Source organism: Leptothoe sp. ISB3NOV94-8A (genome assembly GCF_043421595.1).
Lineage (GTDB): Bacteria > Cyanobacteriota > Cyanobacteriia > Phormidesmidales > Phormidesmidaceae > Leptothoe > Leptothoe turfae.
Map to the genome: position 1 here is coordinate 5,031,435 of NZ_JAXSQW010000001.1, position 20,703 is coordinate 5,052,137.

A 20,703-nucleotide genomic window follows, 5' to 3' on the forward strand; every position below is an offset into this window, starting at 1 on the left:
GTAGCCATTGCCACGGAAAATTCGTATCAAAAAGCACATAACATCTACGCACAATCTCTAAAAAAGTTCATATGCATTCCATTTGCGGCATATTTAAATGTTTTGAAATGTTTTGCGCTATAGCACTAGTTCAGCCAATCCGATGTAGTCGATACCGGTTGGAGAAATATCAAATCGGCATGGTAATACCTCCACACCTGCTGCGATCGCATCCCTCAACAGCTGACCATAGTCAGGGTCTGCACTATCACCAGGGGCAAACTGATCACAGTCGCCTCGGTTGATGAAGTACAGCATCACGGCTCGGGATTCCGGCAATAGTGCGGTGAGTTCTCGTAGGTGTTTTTGCCCTCGGGTAGTCACTGTGTCGGGAAACAGGCAAAGCTGCCCCTGAGCCCAGGTGGAGTTTTTGACTTCGATGTATATCGGTCGGTCGTCAGTGGTGAGTAAAAAATCAATTCGACTTTTGGTGCCGTAGGGGACTTCCCGCTTAACCGTGTCGTAAGCACCCAGTTGGTCAAAAATGCGTTCGTTAAGGGCCGTTTGAATCACACGATTCGGTAACGCCGTATTCACGCCCGCCCAAACAGGCCCATTGTCATTGACCTCCGCTAGCTCCCAGGTGTAAGCAAGCTTGCGTTTGGGATTATCACTCTGGGACACCATGACCCGACCATTGACGTGACAAACCCCCGTCATCGGGCCTGTGTTGGGGCAATGGGCCGTCACAATGTCTCCTGACGCCAGTTCAATATCGGCCATAAACCGCTTATAGCGCTTGATTAGCCTGCCTTCTAATAGGGGGGGAAAGGTATGGACCTGGATGGAACTCATCAGAAATAAGGTTCAACAACAAATAATAGATGAGTTCAGTGTAGGGGGGTAAACCACCCTAAAGACCGCCCAGGTCGCTTTTTCGAAAATTTAGGCCGCCAGAATATCTATCTAATTTCTGATGTTCAACAGTCAGCCCCCGTAAAATTACGTATTGAACTGTGGTGCAAAACTTGTTAATCTCTAATTCCTGTGAAATTCTTGGAATGCAAACTGGCAGAAGGGCAGGGTGGTTTTTGTCTTCACTACAGGTTTGTTCTTTAGTACAGATTTAATTATCTTTTATACAGGGCTTGAAACGTAGTCGTCACAAAATTGGGTCAGCTATTGTCACTGATCAATTTGTACTTGGCTCCACAACACGCCATAGTTGAGTATTCAGTGTTGAGGGTCCAGTGACAAAACGTTCTTTAGCTGGTATTGCCGGCATTGTTGCGATCGCAACATTAATTAGCAAAGTCTTTGGCTTAGTCAGAACCCAGGCCATTGCTGCCACATTTGCTGTCGGACCCGTGGCCGATGCCTATGGTCTAGCCTACGCTATCCCTGGTTTTTTATTGGTGTTGTTGGGGGGCATTAATGGCCCCTTCCACAGCGCTATTGTGCGAGGCGTCGCTAATCGTAAAAAGAGTGAAATCGCTCCGCTGGTAGAAACCATTACAACCTTAGTCGGGATCGGCCTGTTGTTTGTCACCCTGGCCATTGTTATCTTTGCCCCATCCATTATTGGCATATTGGGGAATCGGCTGAGCGAAAACGTAGAGGCGGGTGCCATCACCCGAGATATTGCCATTTTGCAGCTCCGCATTATGGCCCCCATGGCCATGTTTGCCGGACTCATCGGCATTGGTTTTGGCACCCTGAATGCGGCTGATCACTATTGGCTACCGTCCATTAGTCCCCTGTTTTCTAGCAGTGCCGTGATTGTCTCTTTGGGGGTTGTTTTGTTCACCCTGGGGGACAAAATTTCGGAACCTGGCTATGCCCTCGTGGGCGGTGCGGCCCTGGCCATCGGCACGCTGGTCGGCGCAGTGCTCCAGTGGTTAGTCCAGGTACCGGTGCTCTGGAAACAGGGCCTGGGCCGACTGCGGCTGCGATTTAATACCCAGGATCCAGCCGTTAAAGATGTGCTCAATGTCCTGGGACCAGCTACCTTTTCATCGGGCATGATGCAGATCAATGTACAGGTGGATCTGTTTTTTGCGGCGGCTTTACCCGGTACCATTGCGGCGCTAGACTACGCCAATCTCCTGGTGCAAACTCCCCTAGGGATTATTTCCAATGTTATTTTGGTGCCCTTTTTACCGATTTTTGCCCGGTTAGCGGACCCCATTCACTGGGATGAACTAAAACAACGCATCCGTCAGGGATTATTGCTGACAGCATTGACCATGCTGCCCTTAAGTGCCCTGTTCATCACCTTAGCCTTACCCATGGTGCGGGTGGTGTATGAGCGGGGGGCTTTTGATAAAAACGCGTCCCAATTGGTCACATCAGTACTCATTGCCTACGGTGTCGGCATGTTTGTCTATCTGGGGCGAGATGTTTTGGTGCGGGTGTTCTATGCCCTCGGCGATGGCGATACACCCTTTCGCATCAGTCTGTTCAACATTGGGCTGAATGCTCTACTGGACTTTATTTTAATTAGCCGATACGGAGCCCCCGGCTTGGTGTTAGCCACCGTAGGCGTCAACTTAGTATCCATGGTGGCACTGTTGATACTGCTATCTCGCAAAATCAACGGGCTGCCCTGGCTTGAGTGGGCTCAGCCCTTAGGTTTGCTGCTGCTCAGCAGTGGTGTGTCAGGGGCTGCTGCCTGGTTAAGTCGCTTGGGTTTAGAAACCTGGCTGGGTACTGAAGGTTTTCTCGTAAATTTAGTGGTCTTATGTGTAGCTGGAGCAGTCAGTTTAGGGATATTTGCTGCTGCCGCTATGCTTCTAGGGATACCTGAAGCAAAACTGCTGTTTGATCAATTGAAGGCCAAACTACTGCGACGATAAAATCTTAGATTAACCAGCTAACCAATTCACTAACTAACAATTAGGGCAATTCCGTAACTCTTCAAGCTTGCTAGGATCTTTTAGGACCAGGGTGCGGCCCCTAACGGTGTAGTTTTCCCCAACATAGCCTGTGCGGTCAAAGAGGATCTGGTGAATATGCTGATCTAATTTAACGGGGTCCTGGATGCGATCGCGATAGTACTCTTTGATGTCGTATTCAATGCCCAAACTACCCATTAAATTATGGAGTTCGGTTTCTTCGCCACCTAAGAGTGCAGAGCGTGCCGCTGGATTTTGCCACACTTTCAGGAGGATGGTGTAAGGAACCCCGCCTAAGGTCACCACCCCGGTTGTAAATAACACAACCCATGTACCGACAGCCATGAGCGTACCGACGGCTCCCGCAACAATCACCTTGCCCATGGTTTTATTGGACTTTTGGCGAGCCTGGACAGACCGAAGTGAGTACATGACGGGAAACAGGAAAGTAATGTGGAATGTACTTAACCTAGCGAGTCGTTCGAAAAAGCACTAAGTATCCGTAGGTGAATTTATGAAACTTTTATAAAAAGGTAATTTTCGGCTAATCCTCCAGGATTTTCCTCAGATTAAGTCACCTTGATATGGATTGCTGCATAATTATCCCTGAATCTCACCCTGGAATCTAACATTCGGGACATTCATACAATTCTTCAACCATGTCATAGCTTTTCGGTATGAGCTTGCCTCTCACCACCACATAGTTCTCCCCCACGTAACGGGTCCGGTCGTAGAGGATTTGATGAATATGCTGGTCTAACTCCACCGGATCTTTAATACGCTTGCTGTAGTACCTTTTGATTTCGGCTTCAATGCCCATGTTATCCATCAGGTCATGTAATGCGTACGAATCTCTGCGCAACAGAGCAGCGCGGGTGGCTGGAGTTCGCCACACTTTTATCAATATCGAGTAGGGGACACCGCCTAAGGTAACCACCCCAGTAGTGAACAGGGTCACCCATGTGCCCGTCGCTAAAAGTGCAAGCAAAATTAGTCTTGCGATCGCTTTGCCCTTACTACGTGGCTTGGATGGTTGCTGCGATGGTTGGCCCGTCTGAACAGATGGCTGTGACGACATAGGATTATTAAACAGGGGACAAAAGTATTCTTAAGCTAACGAGCCCTCAGAAAGAGTACGGGGCATTTTGATTGATTTCATTAAACCTTTATGACAGATAATTCTTTTTGCCCGATTAACCACAAATTTTGCCAAATAAGGAACCTTGTGGGTGACATCGCCTATAACTTCGCCTCACTACGCATCGTTACGTAGTACCACACACTCTACGGTATGCATTCATTAGCCTCATTGCCTATTCACAAATAGATCAGGCTAAATTCAAACAGACACAGCAAAGTTTTCACTCAGCAGAACTTTGCTAATCCCGTTGGCTAGACCACCCGTTAACTACACCAATGGGAGTAACGCAATCACCTGAGTTCCAAACCATGATGCATTCCCAACTGGTTTCTATTCAAAAATTAAAGACGGACGACCGTGCAGCCATGTATCGTCTACTCAAGCACCATTTTAGTGGTGTGACACCAGACATATTTTCAACGGATTTGGCCCATAAAAATTGGGTTTTATTGATCAAAGACACCATGGAGCAATTAAAAGGATTTTCCACCCTAAGACTTTACGATGTGATCGTAAATGGGGAGCCTTTAAGTGTTGTTTATTCTGGGGACACGATTGTTGATCCTACGGCTTGGAGTAGTGCCACCTTACCCCGAGCCTGGATTCAGGCTATCAATCAGCTGCGTCACCCTGACAAACGTCTTTTTTGGTTACTGATTTCATCCGGCTTTCGCACCTACCGCCTCCTACCCACATTCTGGAAAACATTTTATCCTCGCTATGATCAGCCCACACCAGAACCCATGCAGCAGTTAATGGACAATCTCGCTCGACAACAATTTGGCAACACCTATGACCCAGTATCTGGGATTGTACGGTTTACACAGCCCCAAAAGCTCTCTCCTATTCTGGGAACCGTGCCACCAGAACGGTGCTCAGATCCCCATATCCAGTTTTTTGAGCAAGCCAATCCAGATCATAGTCAAGGGGATGAGTTAGTGTGCCTGGCAGAAATCTGCGTTGAAAACCTGACGGCTGCTGGTCGCCGCATGTGGTTTAGTCGCAATCACACATTAGTGGCCTAGCTGTTTAGTGGCCTAGCTGTTATGAATATCGAATCGTTAACCACAGCCCATGACACTGATCAGCTCGCTGGGCAAACGCAAGAGAAAAATCCTGTCTTTAATCGTTCTGATCGATTTGTTGAAGGCTGGTATTGGGCGTTGCCATGCCATCGCTTAAAACCAGGGCAGGCACAGTCCCTCACCCTGATGGGAAGAGAACTGGTGCTATATCGCACCCACACCCGCCAGGTGGTGGCGTTAGACGGCCATTGTCCCCACATGGGGGCCGCATTGGCCCAGGGAACGATCCATGGTGAGACTATTCGCTGCCCGCTGCATCGTTGGCAATTTGACCAGACGGGGCAGTGCATTGAGATTCCAGCCTGTGGCCAACACCAAACGATCATGGCTAACGCAAAGATTTGCCCATGGCCTACGGCTGAACACTACGGCATGATTTGGGTTTGGACCGGTAAGACTCCCAAATATCCACCGCCGTATGTGCCTGAGTTAGAAGGTATGGATTGTGATGCGGCTTTAAGCTATCGCTTTGAGCGTAACTGCCACCCTAATGTATTGATGATCAACGCCATTGATGCCCATCACTTTAACTCAGTTCACAATTTGCCCCTAGCAGTGCGATTTAAAGCCAAGGCGCTGAATGACAATGCACTGTGTTTAGACAACACAACCCGCGGTGGGGAAGCCTCAAAGTTTGTTAAACTCATTCGTCCGTTGTATCAGAATGAAGTGACCTATAAGATGTGTTACTGGTATGGCAGCACCGGCACAGTCACCGTCGGGCCAGACTTTTTTCACTTTCACATTATGTTTGCCCTACGGCCTACCCCAGGCGGAAAAACCGAGGGTTGGACCCTATTAATTACCCCTAAGCGTTTTGCTGGCAGGTTCATGAATCCAGTTGTTCTATGGATAACTCGACAGGTCGCCGCCTACTTTGCCACCGGAGATATTCAAGTCTTTCAGGGCATTCGATTTCACTTTAAAACACCTCTAAAAGCAGACCAATCAATCGTTCAGTTTGCCCAACATCTCAATCGACAAAAAGCTTTGAGCTGGGGAGATTGGAGGAGCGTAACATGACCGTACCTAACCTTAGAAAAGTATCTGGTTTTGACCTGCCAACATTAACGGCAAATAACAAGATAAACCGCATATTGACCGCTGCCCTAGGAGAACGAGAGACCATCAATGTGTCTAACGCCTCGTCTATCTATTGGCAGCCCCAATATTTTGATTTAGATCGGGTATCTATCTTTCAAGAGTCTGCTGACTGCGAACAACACCACATTTTGCAACAGTTAAATCGGGGATTATTGCAAGAGTCTTTATTTATCGAGCAGGCTGGTGTGGGGTATATGGCCAAGATGGTGCTGCTGGCTGACAGCACCCAAGAGCGTATGCTTTATAGTCTGTTTGCGGCAGATGAAACCATGCATTTGGCTCAGCTACAGCCTTATGCTGCATCAGCAATAGCTCCTACAGAACTCAACGATCCGTTTTTACAGTTACTCTCTGACATCGTTGAGAGTTCTGACAAAACCGTTCTTCTATTTGTTTTGCAAGTCGTGTTAGAGGGGTGGGGGCTGACCCACTATCGCAGCTTGGCCAGGGGCTGTACCGACAAGCCATTGAGAAACTTATTCCAAAGTTTTCTGCAGGCGGAGGCACGGCACCATGGCACCGGAGTCACCTTGCTAAATCAGACTGAGATATCAGGCAACAGTAAAGCGGCCATTGTGGACTGTCTGGCGACTTTTTTGCAAATGGTGCGCATAGGTCCCCAGCGGGTGGTGGCTGCGATCGCAACCACAAAAGGTCATCTTTCTCGCCCCCAACGTATCCAAATTTTGCAACAGTTAGACACTGTGACTCACAGCCATCAACGGCTACAGCTTTTAAAGAATCTCATGGCTAGCACCAGCCATGGCATCGTTAGCCAGCTCGCAGACCAAGATTTATTCACCCCCCTCAATGCCGAGGAGGCCGCTAATTATGGATAAAAATTATCATACCGATCAGCTACTCAATAAAGAGAACCTAGAAAAGCAGAACAAGCGAAGCCACAGTCAATCTGACCCCAGGAACATATTACTGAACATCCCGTTACAGCGCCGATTAGAAATCAACTATCAACGTAATCAAAAGCAAGATAATACTGAGCTTTTAGATGACGCTGGCCAGGCATTTAGCTATGACGCTTGCCGTGATAGCCATTGGAATCCTGAAACCTTCTCACTGCTGTATGGCACTCCTTTATGGCACCAGGCCAGCGAGTACCAAAGAACAGTATTAAATCAGCTGTATTGGGTGGCCTACTATACTCAAATTATCTCCGCTGAAATTGCCACCATCTTTTTTAACCAGACCAGTGCCGCTGCTTTGTATGCCCACGATGGGTTTCGCACCATCTGCGACATGTTAGACCTGGAATCTTCCCAGGAGCGCGCCCACATCAGCGCGTTTCGCAGCGTGGCAGACCAAACGGAACAGGCCCTATTGGGTAAGCGGCTCTTTAGCTATCCCATGCGGGGACCGTTTACCGAAACCATGATTTTTGCAGATACTAATCAGCTAAAACGCTGGTGGAAGCAACTACAGCTCCAGGCCTTTGGCCTCATCTCTGCCTGCAACAGTTTTCTCGCTTGTCAGTATTTCACGGTGCGCGGCCTGCGCACCCTCAATGGCAAACTGGTGCAGCATCAGCTCAGTCGCTACTACCAAACCCATGACGACCAGGAGAATGCACCGATTCCAGCCAAGATCTCGTTCTACCACTTTATGGATGAGAGTTTTCACTTTAATAGTTCCACCCTGCTCTCCCATGAAGTGATCCAGTGTTTACCGCAGCCCACACCATTTGAAGCATTCGTGGCCAACCTTGGCATTCGTGGCTGTCAGCGGGACCATCAGCAGTTTTCAGTCGCCGTCAACGGCATCTTTTGGCATGATCCGGCGTTGTATCCCAAGGTGTATCAGTTGTTGCGATCGCCCCTCTTCTCCATGGACGATGGTGACGCTAAAGCCATGATGCAGGCTTGTTTCACAGAAGAATCTGAGGGCTTACACCGCAGTTATAAAACCCACCAGGAAGCCATGGCCTCCTACCAAGCGTATCTAGACCCCTTAGATTATGTGTGGCCCAGCAATCGCACCATGGCGATTATGCAAAACGCTTCGATTGAGGGGTATCTGCACACACAGCGGCAAGCATTATTTAGATTTTTTCAGGATCGGGTGTTGGCGGGCTTTGGCGGCGCTCAGCCCGCCAACTTAAACGATTATCCGAAAAATTGCCCGAATGATTGATAAGCGTATTGAAAACAAATAACCATGACAACCATATTTAACAACTGGGATATTGTTGCCAGGGGCTGGTACCTGGTCACAGCCTCTAAAGAGATCCCCAAAGAAACCGTTAAATCCTTTGACATCTGTGGCCAACGCATTGCCATTTTTCGGGGTCAAGACGGCAACATCCGAGCCCTGGATGCCTATTGCCCCCACATGGGCACTGACCTGGGCATTGGCAGTGTCGACGGCAACCACGTACGCTGTTTCTTTCACCATTGGGCCTTTGACGGCGACGGTCAATGCCAGGATATTCCTTGCCAGGATCACATTCCTGCTGGGGCTACGCTGCAATCCTATGCCACGGAAGAAAAGTACGGCTTTATTTGGATTTACCCAGATAGTGTGGCACCGACAGCGGTGGCAGAATTTGATGAACTCAAGCACCATGAACTGGCCGTTGTCGCCGATCGCCCCCTAACCCGCAAATGTCATCATCACATTTGCATGATCAACGGCATTGATGTGCAGCACCTGCAAACCGTGCACCATTTACCCGTGGATCTCGAACTCTCACTGGAACAAGAGGGAGAACACATTGACTTTACCCTCAGCGGCGAGTTTCTCAATACCAACTGGCGAGAGCGTTTAGGTCGAGCCATTTTAGGACCGCGCTATGCCTACTCCATGCGCTATGCCCACGGCTGCCTGGGGTTACTGACCATGATGAAAGCGGTGCGCTGGATCCCCCAGTTATATATGCTCTATGCCTATAGACCTACAAAGTCGGGGGAGACATTTATTCAGCCGATTTATGTCACCCAAAAACGTCCAGGCATCATCGGTTGGCTAGTCACTCACCTACTGCTGTGGCTAACACGGCTGAGCTATTACGCCCTGCGCGGTGAAGATGGCATGATTTATGACAATATTCGGTTTAGCACTGAACGGCTATTGCCGGTAGATGCGCCCATTGCCCACTACGTGAGGTATATAAATGGGTTGGTGCCTTCGAGGTGGTCGAGCCCTCACCCTAATGCTTTCTCCCAGGAGCATCTTGGTTCTCAGGATTTTGGCCCTCACCCTAAATCCCTCTCCCTGGGGAGAGGGACTTTGAAGGTTAACTCTAAATTACCAAGGCAGAATAGTTTAGGTTCTTTCTCCCCTTCTCCCTGGGGAGAAGGGGCTGGGGGATGAGGGCATGTCTTGCAAAATCTCTTTCCCTGACACCGATCACGCCGCCGTGACCATTGCAGCCCACACCCCCCTCGCTGACACCCTGACCGTCCAAAACTCTCCCATACTCTTCGGTTGCCGCACCGGTATCTGTGGCACCTGTTTAGTCACCGTCACAGGAGATGTTCCGCCCCCTAGGCCTGAGGAGCAGGAACTGCTGGAGGTACTGGCTCCCGATTGTCCCAATGCACGCCTTGCCTGTCAGCTTGATATCACCCACGACCTGAAAATTTGTCCCTATGGAAGTCCCGATAACCCTCCCAATTCAGTTTGAGGATTTTTGGTATGTCGTTGCCCTGAGCACACAGCTAAAACCTAAAACTGTTTTACAACGCACCGTCTTAGATGAATGGCTCGTTATTTTTCGAGGAGAAAATGGCCAACCCGTTGCCCTCAGAGACCGCTGCCTGCATAGAAACACCAGACTCTCCGGAGGCAAGGTGCATCAAGGACAGCTGCAATGTCCTTACCATGGCTGGCAATATGCCCCCACAGGGCAGGTCACCAAGGTGCCTGCCGAAGGAGAACAATTCGCTGCTAACTCCAATCGTTGTGCCAAAGCCTACGATACCTGTGAACAGGATGGCTATGTGTATGTGCGGCTGCGGGGCGGATTGGAGACTCAACCCTTTGCCATGCCCCACTTTCAAACACCAGCCTGGGAAACGGTGCGCGTGATCAATCGCTTTGCCAACAACGTTACCAACTGCGCGGAGAACTTTATCGATATTCCCCATACAGTTTCCGTACATCCTGGAATCTTTCGAACAGCGCGGCAACAACAGCTAGCCATGACGGTCACACGACATCAGGGTAGCGTCACCGCCACCTATCGCAATGAAACCAATAACCTGGGCTGGTCCCGCTGGTTCTTAAACCCCCAGGGCCATGAAATCTGTCATCGAGACTCGTTTCATATGCCCAATGTGACCAGCGTGGAATATACCATGGGTCCCCACCGTCGCTGTTTTATCACGAGTCAGTCGATTCCAGAAACGGAGAATTCCACGCTGGTGTATACCGATGTGACATTTAACTACGGCATTTGGAATAAGCTGGCCAAGCCATTGGTGCGATGGACTGCCCAGCGCATTATTGACCAGGACATTGGGGTCTTGGGAGTGCAGGGGGATGCGATCGCAAAGTATGGCACCCACTTTCACCACACCCCCGCCGACACCATTCACATTTTTGTCGAATCCATTCGAGATGCGATCGCCACAGGCAAAGACCCACGCACCCTGCCGGACCAATCCGCTGACATTACCTTTTGGGTATAGACCATGATTATTTTTGGTACTTTTGTTCTTTTAGTCAGCCTCACCGCCTGGTGTAGCTGGTCAGAACTTACCCAGAAAACCCTGCATGACTGGATTCTAGACAGTGCCGGTTTATGGGTACAGGGACTTCTTATACCCCTGGTTCAACTCACCTGTTTACAAACGTTGTACCAGCAACTACTTCCCCACTGGCAACAGGGTCTAGCGTTACACCCTCTGATCGCCTTTGTTCTTAGCTTTGTTGCGGTGGACTATCTCTATTACTGGAATCATCGTTTTCTCCATAGTCCCTGGGGCTGGTTTGCCCACCAGGTACACCACACCGTCAGCACCATGGATGTTTTAGGCACATCCCGCAATACCCTATGGAGTAGTTTTTTAATTATTTATTTATGGGTCCATGGACTGTTTATCTATCTATTGAATGACCCCACCGCCTATGTTTTAGGCGTCAGCCTCACCGCAGCCTTAGATTTGTGGCGGCATAGCCAGTTTAGTCCCCAGCCAGGCAGCTGGTTATACCACTGTTTATCCGGCTGGTTAATATTGCCTCAGGACCATGGCTGGCATCACCAGAGTGCGGCCCAGGCTTGCAACTACGGTGCCAATTTTAAGCTGTGGGATCGTCTCCATGGCACCTGGCAGCAGTCCGACCAATGGCCGTTAGCCCTAGGACAAACATTGCATTTAAGCCTATGGCGACAGCTACTATACCCACGAGAAATTCCGCAAGCAACATGTATGCAGACACATTCGCTAGACTGATCGTCTGTTCAGTTTGTTTGTTGTTTTACCCCATGTCTTCAATAGAATCCAATGAGCGCCTGATGTTGATTATCATCTGCGCGATCCCCTTTGCAGCATTACTATACTGTGGCCTTGTTTTTGCCATTGTTTTAACCGTTCCCGCCGTTAAAACCTATCCCCTGCTATTTGGGGGGATTTCCGCCCTGCTTCCGCTGGTTACGGGGGCTGCCATCTGGGTTGGCCCCCGCCGCGACATCAACCATGACTCTGTTAAGTAAATTTTTATCTTTTTTCCCCACCCTAACATTAAGTTTAGCGACAGTCTCTTTAGCCTACGGCATCTGGGAACACAGCCTATGGAGCGTAATGCTGTGCCTGTTTTTTCTCTATGGGTTTCCCATACTGTCTTATCGCATCCATCATTCTGTTTATCCCCTTGAGAATGGCATCAGCTACCTCCAGGGCAGCGATTATTCTCCCTGGTGGGGCAGTCATCAGTTTCAACTGATCTACATTGCGTTTCCGGCCTTAGAAACCGCTTTGAGACTGGTGCCCGGTGTATTCTCTGCATGGCTGCGGCTATGGGGGGCAACCATAGGCAAACAGGTGTACTGGACACCGGCCTTAGAAATTGCCGATCGGGGGCTGTTGACCATTGGCGATGGTGTGGTGTTTGGCCATCGCGTGGGCCTGTACAGTCACATCATTAAGCCGCGACGGGATAACCTGATGCTTTATCTAAAACCCATCACCATTGGGGATGGTAGCTTTATCGGTGCAGGTTCTTACATTGGGCCAGGGGCCATGATCACCGTAGGCAGCTACTTAGAAGCCGGTAGTGAGATTTATCCCAATAGCACTGTTAATAGTGCTGAGGAGCATAGCGCTGAGGAGAAAACCCATGGGCTGGCTGATTAGGGGATTTGGCTCACTGCTGGCCCCAACCGCCAAGCGGTTTTATAAAACGTTGTCACAACCGCAGGCTACCCAGCAAACGTTGCAAAACGCATTATTTCAACAATTAATGCAAAGTAAGTATGGCAAATCGTTAGGAATTAAGTCTATTGACGACTGGCACAAGATTCCGATAGTCACCTATGGGGATTTGCAGCCCTGGATCGAAGAAAACAATTCTCTAAATACAGATCCTGTTCTCTTTTATGAAAAAACATCGGGCAGTAGCGGTCCCGCCAAACAGATTCCCTATACTCGTGCTTTACGAAAGTCTTTTAACACTCTATTTTGCGTCTGGGCCCATGACCTGATTGTCAATGGTCCAGGGTTTGAGACGGGGAACGTGTATATGTGCATTTCTCCCAAGCTGTTGGCCCCTGGAGAAACGCCAGAGGGGTTACAGGATGACTCTGAATACCTGGATCTGTGGCTGCGGTGGTTGCTTAAGCCATTTCTAGTGTCACCGCCCGATGCCCATAAACCCCAAACCCCTGAGGGGTTTCAGGCAAACCTGTGTAAAACCTTGTTGTTAGCAGAGAATTTAGAGACGATATCTATCTGGAGCCCTAGCTTTTTAAAGGTGCAGCTGGACTATATTCACACTCATCGAGTGGCGTTGCGATCGCAACTCACCCACCAGCTCTCCCCAGCCCGCTCCCACCTACTGAGTCAGGAAACCATCAACTGGGAAGCCTTGTGGCCCAAGCTAAAACTCATTTCCTGCTGGGACAGTGCTTTGGCAGCCGATCAGGTGAGTGCCTTGCAAAACCATTTTCCCCATACCCTGATCCAGGGCAAAGGGTTACTGGCCACCGAAGCACCCATGACCGTACCGCTGCTGGGCGCAAATGGCTGTGTGCCTATGCTGACAGAGGTTTTCTTTGAGTTTGAAGATGAAGCGGGCGCTATTCACCTGCTGCATGAACTGGAGCTAGGGCACACCTACAGCGTAATTATTTCCCAGAAAGGTGGACTCTACCGGTATCGCATGGGCGATCGCATCCAACCCACCCACTATTATCAATCCACCCCCTGTCTACGCTTTTTAGGCCGCAGCCATAGCACCAGCGACATGGTGGGCGAGAAACTCACCTTAACCTTCGTCAGCCAGACATTAACTCAGTTAGAAACTCAGCTAGACCTGCCAGACAATGCGTTTAAATGCCTGGTACCTTGTTTATCACCCCAGCCCCACTACAGCCTATTCATTGATCACATCAGCCGATGCGAAACCCATACAGCCCAGGTTTTAGACCAGTTACTTTGCCAGAGTTTTCACTATCGACAGGCGCGGCTGTTGGGGCAACTACAGCCTGCACGGATCTACGCTTCATCAGATATCCCGCAACGGCTGATGCATTACCACTATCAACACGGTAAACGCCTGGGTGATGTGAAATACCCGCATCTATTAACGACTGCCATACAAACAGCGGAGACCCTTTTAAGTAATCCCCATTACAGCCCGTTGCGTTAAAGCGGTTGACCCTAAGGGAATTCCCCTACAAGATTATCCATATTGCAAAACCGCTCACAAATCGCGAGTCATGTTCAGATACCTTGGCGCACTGATGGCCACAGCTCTGGGGCTATGGTTAGCACCACCAGCTGCCCTGGGCCAATCTACCCAGACATGGGACCAATCGTTGGACCAGGCATGGCAGACGCTGCCTGTCAGCCAACCCCAACCCAAGCTAACTATTCGCGTCGGCACTAAAGAACTACCGCCCTTTGTTTCCCTGGAGCCTGCCACCCTGCCCTATGGCTATAGCGCCGACCTATGGCAAAGCATCGCCGATGATCTGGCCTTAGAGACCGAATGGGTGACTTACGAATCTGTCAGTGACCTATTGGTGGGCCTCAAAAACGGTGACGTTGATGCGGCCATTTCGGGTATTTCAGTGACCGCTCAACGGGAAGCAGCAGGGTTTGACTTTTCCTATCCGTTTTATCAATCTGGGCTACAACTGATGGTCACCAAACCCAAGACGACGGTGATCACCTTTGCCAGCGGCATGTTTAACTGGCAAAATTTCCGCCCCATTGTGCTGATCTTCGCCAGTAGCACCGCTGTAGGTGGCCTGATCTGGCTGGTAGAGCACAAACATAATGACCATTTTTCGGGGAATCCGCTGCGAGGTGTCAGTCAGGGCATCTGGTTTGCCGTGGTCACGTTGGGCACCTTTGGCTATGGCGATGTCACCCCGACCAAGTTTATTGGGCGTTTGATTGCCACCCTATGGATGGGGCTGAGTTTCTTTATTGTGGCGGACTTTATTGCGTCTCTGACGGTGCATCAGCTGAGTGAAAATCAGCTGGATTTGGCGGCCCTCAGTGGTGAGTCAGTGGGTGCATTAAAGGGCACAACCGGGGAAGTATTTTTACAGAGTCAACCGGTCAAATTAGTCACCTATCCATCCTTTGCCGCCGCCGTCACCGCATTAGAAGATGGCAAAATTAAAGGCCTGGTGCAGGATGCTCCGGCATTGCGTCATTTTATTAATCTCAATCCTGACTCGTTTGAGCTAGCAGGTACGTTATTGACCCATGAGGGCTACGGTATCGCGGTGCGTGAAAATGATGCCAATCTATTGGAGGCCATCGATCAGCTGATTTTGGACTATCAGCAGCAGGGCTTTTTGCAACAACTACACGAGAAGTGGTTTAACGCATCGGAGCTGGAGTCCAGGGCTAGATAAAGAACTTGTGGAAAATACGTAGACTGTTCCGCTTTACGGCGTAGTTAGGGGAAATATGCATATTTTTCGCGACTTTAACCTATATATCAGTAATACAAAATCCTGATTGATAGCGCCCGGTATCGCAGTGCATCCCCAGGGCAATGCCCCTACAGGATTGTCTATTTTGAATCGGGTTTCATGAATTCGGATTGGGTATGCCATCTGCATCTACAACAGTTAGACCCTTTAATGGGCTCGGATCACTCGAATTCCCGCATTTAAGTTTGACAATCCCGAGATGACCATGACACTTCAAAGCTCCCTGAATCGGCCTGCCAATCTGCAACCTGCATGTTTATCCAATTCACTGGCTTCTTCAAATGAGACTATCATCACGCCTATTGTGCAGAATTGTGGTGATGATGGTGATGGCATTTTGATTTTGACCGAAGATGGTCAATGTGTTGAGAGTAATAGCTCGGCACGATGTATGTGCGATCGCATCAACCAAGATTTTCCTTCTACAAGCTCAGTCCCCCAGGAAATCTGGAATACTTGTCAAATTCTGATTGACAGTCGCAAGAGTTTCCCTAACCATTTAACCGCTACTGAATCAGAGTTAAAACTTAAACAATCCCACTGCCATGTGCGCATTCGAGCGCGATGGTTTAACCGTGGTGATCGTCCTTACATTCTGGTAATCTTAGAAAACCAAAAACAGTCTAAAGAGATTTTAGCGATAACTGAGGCGATCCGGTATGGGCTCAGCCCACGAGAAGTAGATGTCTGGATTCTTCATCGCATTGGTTATAGCTATCAGGAAATTGCTGCGGAATTGCATATTGCTCTGAACACGGTCAAAAAACACATGAAGAACACGTACGCTAAGCAGCAGATGGTGATGATAATAGAAGAGTCTTACACCAAGTCTCTTGCCAGCCAAGAGAGTTTCGTCCATAAAATGGGTATCAATTTAAGCCGGAAAATGTTGGCTGGGTGAGATGTTGGTTATTGGGTGTCAGGATCTATATCCTCCTTGACTCCTGACTTCTTATTCTGTTTGGCTGAGCGGTTCGGCTGAGTTCACCGTCGAAGCCTCACGTCGAAGTCAAACTCGCAATGCTGGGGGCTTTGAGTTTTGTCCCCCCAGCATTGGAGAGACTCTAGGTATGCTTGCTTGAGTAAATGTAAATATGTCCATAAAAGGGTTATCGTGTATACATAAATCGGAGAGAATAGTCAAACTCCTTAAGATTCACTTGTTTCAAGATAGTCTGCTAATGGTTCCCCTTGGTAAGGCTACGGTGTATACACATCTAGAAGATAATGTCCCAAAAAGTAGACCTGACCTTGAATTGGCCCACTCTGCGAGAAGCCGCTTTGGCGTCTACATCCTAAATCCTTCTCCCTAGGGGCGAAGGACTTTGAGGTCAGGCCCCCCTTCTCCCTTAGGGAGTAAGGGGTTGGGGGATGAGGGCTCGATATTTGGAGCGACTCTCCGACTTATGTATACAGGGTAGCCTTGGTAAGGGGAACCGACAGGGAGGTGTGTGGATCACTTGCGCTAACGACCGAAGCCCCCTCCGTTGGTTCCCCTTGGTAAGAGGAACCGGTGTTCGTCATGCTCGATGCCAAAATCTTCCAGTTGTGTATACACTGTAGCCTTCGTAAGGTGAGGACATCCTACAACATATTATATTTTGCGATTGGGATTTTATTGATGTGCACTCCCCTTAGTGATCCCCATTAACTATCAAATATCCAGCCCCCTGCTGCCTAAAAGATAGTTGTACAGCAGGGGTACTAGCAAAATTCTTAGCTACAATTAAACTAGACCATATCAACCATCAAAGTTGCCAGTGCCTGGCCATCGGTTGCCGCCATGCCCTTCCCATTGCAAGAACGCTATATCAATCTTCTCACTGATTTTGGGTTTAGGCGCGTCTTTGGTTCTGAACCGAACAAGCCACTGCTGATCGACTTTCTGAATACATTACTGCCCCCCTATCACCATATTCAGACTCTCGCCTACCAAATGCCTGAGGTGTTGGGGAATACGCCCATTGACCGCAAAGCCATTTTTGATTTCTATTGCCAGGGAGAGAATGGGGAACGTTTTATTGTTGAAATTCAAAAGGCTAAGCAAAACTATTTCAAAGACCGCAGTGTTTTCTATGCCAGTTTCCCCATTCAAGAGCAAGCACTGAAGGGGGATTGGAACTATCACTTAGCCCCTGTTTATTCCATTGGGGTATTGGACTTTGTGTTTGATGATCACAAACATGACAACGCTTACCTGCACACGGTAGAACTTAAGAATCAGCATTGCGAGGTGTTCTACGATAAGCTCAAATTTGTTTATATTGAACTACCTAAATTCCAGAAGTCATTGACAGAACTGGTTTCGCATCAAGACCAATGGCTATATCTGCTTAGACATTTGCCTGAGCTAGATGATCGGCCCCAGCCTTTTCAAGATCCGGTCTTTCTACAATTGTTTGAAATTGCCGAAATTGCTAATTTTTCACCCACTGAGCAAGATTCTTATCAGAATAGTCTTAAGTATTATCGAGATCTCAATAATGTTGTGGATACGTCACGAGAAGAAGGGCGCTTAGAGGGCTTAGAAGAAGGGCGTTTAGAACAGGCGAGGTCACTGATTGTACGACAGCTAACTCGAAAGCTGGAGGAGATGCCTCAGGATATTGTGGAACAGCTAGATCGGTTATCGCTGGTGCGGCTAGAAGCGCTGGGGGATGAGGTGTTTGAGATGACTAGTTTGGATGATCTTAAGGCGTGGTTGATGGCGGATGAGGAGTCGGGCTAGAGGGCAAAGGTTGTTTAGGCCCCGTTCGGCTGAGCGGTGCGGCTGAGCTCACCGTCGAAGCCTCACCGTCGAGGTCCAAACCCCTTAAGATTCAATTGTTTCAAGACAATTTGCTAATGGTTCCCCTTGGTAAGGGGAACCGTCAGGGAGGGGTCTGGATCACTTGCGAAAATGGCCGAAGACCCCTCCGTTGGTTCCCCTTGGTAAGGGGAACCGTTGTTTATCATGCTCAATGCTAATCATCTTCCAGTGGTGTTTACACAGTAGCTTACGAAGGGGGATAATGCAGGATGGTGAACTCCCTTTTGAGATGTGTTTACACCGTAGCTTATCCAAGGGGGACCGTTGCCGTCATAGTCGATGTTAATAATCTTTCAGATGCGTTACACGGTAGCCATAAAGGCGGCCTGGATAACCAATGGCGTCTTTCCCAGGTGTCGTATTAAGGAATATGCTTTGACAAGTGAATCACCCCTAGGGTACAGACAAGCCTCAAACCCACGCCCGGTTCAAAACTGAGCGCTCATCGAGGGCTGTCGCTAAAGCGACAACATTGGCTGTGAAACTCTATACATAAGCGTTTGCCGTTCTCTTAACCCCTTTAGTGGGTTTTATTCCAGTTAGCCTTGCGACTTTGAGTCCAAGGCGGGTTGACGCTTCATCGCCAGGGGCAAGAGCTGAGGTTATCCCCACTGGGAATCGCTATATAACCATTTGGGAAACACCCATGCCGATCAGCATTCCTTAATCACAATCACACTTGGGCGAAGTAAACCAGATGGTAGATATCGCAAAATCTGGTGTCAATCTTAGGTATGCCCTTTATACTGAGCAGTCAGTGCGTTAAGGCACAGAGTATTCAAGCTGCAAAATATTGTTGCGTAGTGCTTGACCCTAGTGGGCCACTGGCGTTGACAGTTTTGGCTCTGACTCAAACCAATAATTCACGAATATCTGCCATGTATCAAAAGCAATCATCGGGGCATTGCGAACAGAAGCGAAACATTATATTAAGTAAGAATCGTCACTAAGAGATATGTTGTAGATGCAAAATTCCTGGATTTTCAATACTAACCAGAGATGTTCTCTACCCTTGACTCTGTGAGCATGCCCCCTCAATGAAAGGAAATGAATTGCAATGGCAAAGATAACACTGAAGAAAGTTAAACTTGAAGGTGGTTGGTCTGGCAGCTACCAAATCGATATTCGTTTTATCGGTACGCCGATAGGTGCCCCGGTGACAATCAGTCAAACCTCTCAATGGGTTCATTATCCACCTAACACTACTTTGGAAATTCCTGGTGCTGGGAATCTCTGGCTATATGTGAATGGTTCCTTTTTCAACATGGCTGGCAAGCCACTCAATAATAGACCCACCCAAATAAATGTTGAAGCAATTATTCGACTTGGTAACCGTGATACTTATGTCAGATATGACATTGTGCCATAAGCTGAGAATTGATTTTCTCTAGCAATGATGTTTTCCGAGAAAATCGATAACTTCATAGGCTTCACGACATTATCGACGAGATTCAGGAGGGAAAAAATGTTGTCGTAATGTTGCATCAGATGCAGCAGTTGGATTGTTTTGATTGTCCTGTCGATAAGCTCGTCTCAGAGCTTCGAAGTCCCAATTAGCTCTTCTGCTAGAGTTGCCACTTTCAGTATGAATCATCGATCTCAACCAATAATAACCCACCTCTCCAGGATTCGCCTTAATTGCTTGATTCGTAATGCGTAAAGCAGTAGCTTGGGAGCTAATCCCATAGCTTTAAAGTTTATTTAGCAATGTCATCATGGTAGTACAAATCATGTAACCGCTAACCGCTTTTACAAACGATAGATAAACAGCCTCAAGAGCCCAAACATCGGAACTCTAGGTTGTTTGATGTAACTGTAATAACAGCTTGCCACTTTGAGTTCGTGGTATCTTTAGCTTATTAAAGATAAAGTGCTAAACCCATAATATCGCTAAAGTTCCTGAACCTTCGTAAACGTTCATCAGTGTAGTAGTTCTCCCATTAAGCTATTCTCACGGAGCATGTTTAGTGTCATGACCAATCCGAACAGGCGTCAATTTATTCGATATGGTTTTGTGGCTGTTGGAACAGGCGTTTTAGCTGTTTTGGGTAATCAAAACTCTGCGGCATCAGCAAGCGGCCATGGGCCAGGTACTGCAACATCTAAAATAGTTTTGAACAAGGTCATGCTTGTCGGCAATTGGCCTAGTGACACCGAGCTAGACATTCGTTTTATAGACAAGAAAATAGGTTCACCTTTATTAATCGATCAAACTTCGAAGTGGATTGATTATCCAGCTGATACTGCCCTTAATCTAGAGACTCCTGGTAATCTCTGGCAGTATTGGGATGGTGCCTTTTTCAGTATGTGTACTCAGCCAATATTAGATGTCAATCTACCTCAAAAAGATGCTGATGCAGTCATTAAGGCTCCGTTTGGTGAGGTCCATGTTAGATATGACATCATCGCTTAGAGTTGAGTAGTGTGCTGCTCATCCTTACGATCAAGCCTTGGCCTTCTGAGAGGCAGGGGCATTTCGTGTGCAGCAGAGAAAATCTGTAAGGCATATCCCTCAGACCCACGCCCGGTTCAAAACCGAGCGCTCATTGAGGGCTGTCGCTAAAGCG

The 20,703-nt window shown here is 48.4% G+C and carries 20 protein-coding genes; 17 read left to right on the forward strand and 3 right to left on the reverse strand.

The annotated features are described in order from the left end of the window. Positions 1 to 117: 117 nt before the first annotated feature. Positions 118 to 834, reverse strand: coding sequence for a DNA/RNA nuclease SfsA (sfsA, locus tag SPB21_RS21435; protein ID WP_499867666.1), 717 nt, complete (start codon positions 832 to 834; stop codon positions 118 to 120). A 395-nt stretch (positions 835 to 1,229) separates the two neighbouring features. Here sfsA and murJ point away from each other — a divergent pair, with 395 nt between their 5' ends. Beyond that, positions 1,230 to 2,834: a murein biosynthesis integral membrane protein MurJ gene (gene murJ / locus SPB21_RS21440; RefSeq protein WP_163662918.1), complete on the forward strand. Its 1,605-nt coding sequence runs from the start codon at positions 1,230 to 1,232 to the stop codon at positions 2,832 to 2,834. Between the two features lie 33 nt (positions 2,835 to 2,867). Here the strand turns inward: murJ and SPB21_RS21445 are convergent, their stop codons facing one another. After that, positions 2,868 to 3,305, reverse strand: a complete 438-nt coding sequence (locus tag SPB21_RS21445) for a hypothetical protein (RefSeq protein ID WP_163662921.1) — start codon at positions 3,303 to 3,305, stop codon at positions 2,868 to 2,870. Positions 3,306 to 3,498: 193 nt separating this feature from the next. Further along, the gene (locus tag SPB21_RS21450; protein WP_490793839.1) at positions 3,499 to 3,951 is read right to left on the reverse strand and encodes a hypothetical protein; all 453 of its coding nucleotides are present in this window, start codon (positions 3,949 to 3,951) and stop codon (positions 3,499 to 3,501) included. A gap of 371 nt (positions 3,952 to 4,322) precedes the next feature. On the opposite strand from SPB21_RS21450, the gene SPB21_RS21455 reads away from it, so the two are divergent. The 16 genes from SPB21_RS21455 to SPB21_RS21530 all read left to right on the forward strand — a co-directional run bounded on the left by SPB21_RS21455 (position 4,323) and on the right by SPB21_RS21530 (position 20,549). Next, complete coding sequence (locus SPB21_RS21455; protein ID WP_499060585.1) at positions 4,323 to 5,039, forward strand: hypothetical protein; 717 nt, start codon at positions 4,323 to 4,325, stop codon at positions 5,037 to 5,039. A gap of 21 nt (positions 5,040 to 5,060) precedes the next feature. Next, positions 5,061 to 6,122 carry an aromatic ring-hydroxylating dioxygenase subunit alpha gene (locus SPB21_RS21460; RefSeq protein ID WP_499867667.1) on the forward strand — a complete coding sequence of 354 codons (1,062 nt, stop codon included), beginning with the start codon at positions 5,061 to 5,063 and terminating at the stop codon, positions 6,120 to 6,122. Continuing rightward, on the forward strand, positions 6,119 to 7,042 hold the full coding sequence (locus SPB21_RS21465; RefSeq protein ID WP_499867668.1) for a ferritin-like domain-containing protein: 924 nt from the start codon (positions 6,119 to 6,121) through the stop codon (positions 7,040 to 7,042). The genes SPB21_RS21460 and SPB21_RS21465 overlap by 4 nt, the downstream gene beginning before the upstream one ends. Continuing rightward, complete coding sequence (locus SPB21_RS21470) at positions 7,035 to 8,348, forward strand: P-aminobenzoate N-oxygenase AurF (protein ID WP_499867669.1); 1,314 nt, start codon at positions 7,035 to 7,037, stop codon at positions 8,346 to 8,348. Before SPB21_RS21465 ends, SPB21_RS21470 begins: the two co-directional genes overlap by 8 nt. Before the next feature lie 24 nt (positions 8,349 to 8,372). Then, a complete protein-coding gene (locus SPB21_RS21475; RefSeq protein WP_499867670.1) occupies positions 8,373 to 9,527 on the forward strand; it encodes a Rieske 2Fe-2S domain-containing protein in 1,155 nt (384 codons plus the stop codon). A gap of 4 nt (positions 9,528 to 9,531) precedes the next feature. Beyond that, entirely contained in the window at positions 9,532 to 9,840 is a 309-nt protein-coding gene (locus SPB21_RS21480) for a 2Fe-2S iron-sulfur cluster-binding protein (protein WP_499867671.1), read from the forward strand. Continuing rightward, a complete protein-coding gene (locus SPB21_RS21485) occupies positions 9,830 to 10,846 on the forward strand; it encodes an aromatic ring-hydroxylating dioxygenase subunit alpha (RefSeq protein ID WP_499868733.1) in 1,017 nt (338 codons plus the stop codon). Before SPB21_RS21480 ends, SPB21_RS21485 begins: the two co-directional genes overlap by 11 nt. A 3-nt stretch (positions 10,847 to 10,849) precedes the next feature. Continuing rightward, complete coding sequence (locus tag SPB21_RS21490; RefSeq protein WP_499867672.1) at positions 10,850 to 11,611, forward strand: sterol desaturase family protein; 762 nt, start codon at positions 10,850 to 10,852, stop codon at positions 11,609 to 11,611. Positions 11,612 to 11,643: 32 nt separating this feature from the next. Further along, the gene (locus SPB21_RS21495; RefSeq protein ID WP_006516505.1) at positions 11,644 to 11,871 is read left to right on the forward strand and encodes a hypothetical protein; all 228 of its coding nucleotides are present in this window, start codon (positions 11,644 to 11,646) and stop codon (positions 11,869 to 11,871) included. After that, positions 11,855 to 12,511: an acyltransferase gene (locus SPB21_RS21500; RefSeq protein ID WP_499867673.1), complete on the forward strand. Its 657-nt coding sequence runs from the start codon at positions 11,855 to 11,857 to the stop codon at positions 12,509 to 12,511. The genes SPB21_RS21495 and SPB21_RS21500 overlap by 17 nt, the downstream gene beginning before the upstream one ends. Then, positions 12,495 to 14,024, forward strand: a complete 1,530-nt coding sequence (locus tag SPB21_RS21505) for a GH3 family acyl-acid amido synthetase (protein ID WP_499867674.1) — start codon at positions 12,495 to 12,497, stop codon at positions 14,022 to 14,024. The genes SPB21_RS21500 and SPB21_RS21505 overlap by 17 nt, the downstream gene beginning before the upstream one ends. Positions 14,025 to 14,094: 70 nt before the next feature. Further along, positions 14,095 to 15,246, forward strand: a complete 1,152-nt coding sequence (locus tag SPB21_RS21510) for a transporter substrate-binding domain-containing protein (protein ID WP_499867675.1) — start codon at positions 14,095 to 14,097, stop codon at positions 15,244 to 15,246. A gap of 286 nt (positions 15,247 to 15,532) precedes the next feature. Next, entirely contained in the window at positions 15,533 to 16,228 is a 696-nt protein-coding gene (locus SPB21_RS21515) for a helix-turn-helix transcriptional regulator (RefSeq protein WP_163697117.1), read from the forward strand. An 882-nt stretch (positions 16,229 to 17,110) separates the two neighbouring features. Beyond that, positions 17,111 to 18,055 carry an Rpn family recombination-promoting nuclease/putative transposase gene (locus SPB21_RS21520; protein ID WP_499867676.1) on the forward strand — a complete coding sequence of 315 codons (945 nt, stop codon included), beginning with the start codon at positions 17,111 to 17,113 and terminating at the stop codon, positions 18,053 to 18,055. A gap of 1,138 nt (positions 18,056 to 19,193) precedes the next feature. Further along, positions 19,194 to 19,505: a hypothetical protein gene (locus SPB21_RS21525; protein ID WP_499867677.1), complete on the forward strand. Its 312-nt coding sequence runs from the start codon at positions 19,194 to 19,196 to the stop codon at positions 19,503 to 19,505. A 603-nt stretch (positions 19,506 to 20,108) separates the two neighbouring features. Then, positions 20,109 to 20,549 carry a hypothetical protein gene (locus tag SPB21_RS21530; protein ID WP_499867678.1) on the forward strand — a complete coding sequence of 147 codons (441 nt, stop codon included), beginning with the start codon at positions 20,109 to 20,111 and terminating at the stop codon, positions 20,547 to 20,549. Positions 20,550 to 20,703: the final 154 nt, after the last annotated feature.